General features: G+C 63.2%; 2 protein-coding genes. Both read right to left on the bottom strand.

The window, feature by feature from the left end; all coding sequences use genetic code 11:
• Positions 1–1,617 (bottom strand): helicase HerA domain-containing protein (locus ACP5J3_RS13920; RefSeq protein ID WP_428496233.1); only part of this gene is annotated, 1,617 nt, incomplete at its 3' end.
• A partial coding sequence (locus ACP5J3_RS13915; RefSeq protein WP_428496232.1) for a hypothetical protein occupies positions 1,614–1,917 on the bottom strand: 304 nt, incomplete at its 5' end. The genes ACP5J3_RS13915 and ACP5J3_RS13920, both read right to left, overlap by 4 nt.

Here is a 1,917-nt window from a genome sequence, read left to right as displayed (position 1 = left end):
GGCGTTGGACAGATCGCGTACCTTGAGGAGGCACTCTGGCAACTGGCGTAGCGAGGCGGAGCCGCCGCATCTCTGCACCGCGTTTAACAACACAGTGAAGTGGACGTCTAACACCTGGACCCCGGCTGCGCGGAGTACGTCCAGGAGCAGATCTATGTCGTCCTCGGCGATTGTCTGTATCGGCGGGGCGTGCTCCCTGGCGTCTACGACGTGCGCGCCGGGGAACCTCGCCCAGTGGCCGTGGGGATCAATCGCCACGGTCCTCACGCCCAGCCTCGCCAGTTGCTTGGCGAAGCTCATCGCCGTTGTAGTCTTGCCGGAGCCGGTTGCGCCGATGAATATAGCGTGGGGCACCACTATGCGGTCTAGATCGACGCAGAAGTCCCTCCCCGCGTCGTCTGCGCCCAGCCTCACGCTCCTCTCGCCGCACTGCGACGGGGTGACCAGAAGTGCAAACGGCGAAACTTCGGCTAGGTCTAGTGTGAAGGCCGGCACTACATCACGAGGAATGCCCGTGCTGAACGCCGCGAGGGAGCCCCGCACCAAACCGTTCACCTCGAACCCCTGCTCCCGGTTGTTGAGAATCCTCGTGCGGGCAACCTGCACGTTTGCTAGGCGGTACATCCTCCACGCTGACGCCAGCCAGTAGGCCCAGCGCTCCAGCCCGGCGCCAGCCTTCTCTATCTTCTGCAGAGCCTTCTTGTCCTCCTCCCAGACGAGCAAAACCTCGTCCACCAGGGGCTGGGAGGCGCGGGCCATGGCCCACACCGCCTCGGGATCCGGCACGGAGAGGTAGAGCAGGTTTTCAGATATGGGCTTGGCGTCGGCGGCGGGGGCGTGGCCGGCGTCCCGCGCCGTGAGGGCTAGTTGCAGTACAGCCGCGAGCCCGGCTGTGACTGCAGAGACGGGGTTTACCAGCGCCGCGGCCAGGGGCAACAGCGACATTGCGTAGTACGGCGTAGGCGAGACGCGGGACAGCTTAAGAGGCGGCGGGTCCGGCCTCTGCGCCACGAGGACGCCGAAGCGCCTCAGCGTCGTCCGCATCTCCTCGACGTCGGCCCCGTCTCGCAGAAGGACCCACGCCCTGCCCTCCTTGAAGTACACCCCGTTGTATGTCCTGGTGACGGAGAGGAGCGTGTTCGTAAGCTCCCTCGGCCCCATGCCGTTTATGTCCCGGAAGACCAGCTCGACGCGGTAGAACTTGTACCGCCTCCCCAGCCACACCAGCGAGTCCCCGTCGGTCCACATGGGCACCGTGTTTCTGCGGGTTGAGAAGAGGAGCGCCGCCACGGGCAACGCCAGGAGGCCCAGCAGGGGGTTTGCCGCAGACAGCGCGAAGGCCGCGGCGGAGGAGATGAGTTGCCAGGGGATCCTCCGCGGGGGTTTCTTAACAACCGTTGGCTTTCTCGCCTCCTCTGGCTTGGCCTCGCGTTTGGGCTGTAGCGGGGCCTCTGCAAGTGGCGTAGCGGCGCGCCTCGGCGGCCTGAGGTAGTCGTAGACGCAGAGGTAGGCGTGGATTATATTCCCTCTCTTCCTGCCCTCTTCTAGACACCTCTGCAGTATGTCGTCTGGGACGGCGCCCCTCCAGCGCCTCAGAAAAATCTCCTCCTCGATCACAGTTTAAGCACCACTTTCAATATCTTCGCCGCCGCCTCGTCCACGTACTTCTCGAAGTCCTTACACGCCAAAGTAGGCAACTTCCTCCTTAATACCGCGTCCTTGACACAACCGCTGAAGGGCGCCACGGTGTACAGCTTGCCCCACTTAGACGTCCCCATGGCCTCGACGTCTGTCAACCCGCCGTGGCCTTCTATGTACTGGTTGAGTATGACGTAGATGGGCTTCGAGTTGAACATGGTGACAATGCGCCGGGCCATGTGTATGGCCCAGAAATCAAAAGATAGTTGAAACGGCGCT

The sequence above is a fragment of the Pyrobaculum sp. genome (assembly GCF_049971835.1).
Taxonomy (GTDB): Archaea; Thermoproteota; Thermoprotei; order Thermoproteales; family Thermoproteaceae; genus Pyrobaculum.
Note: the sequence above shows the minus strand (reverse complement) of the source record. Positions and strands in the feature narration are given on the sequence as shown.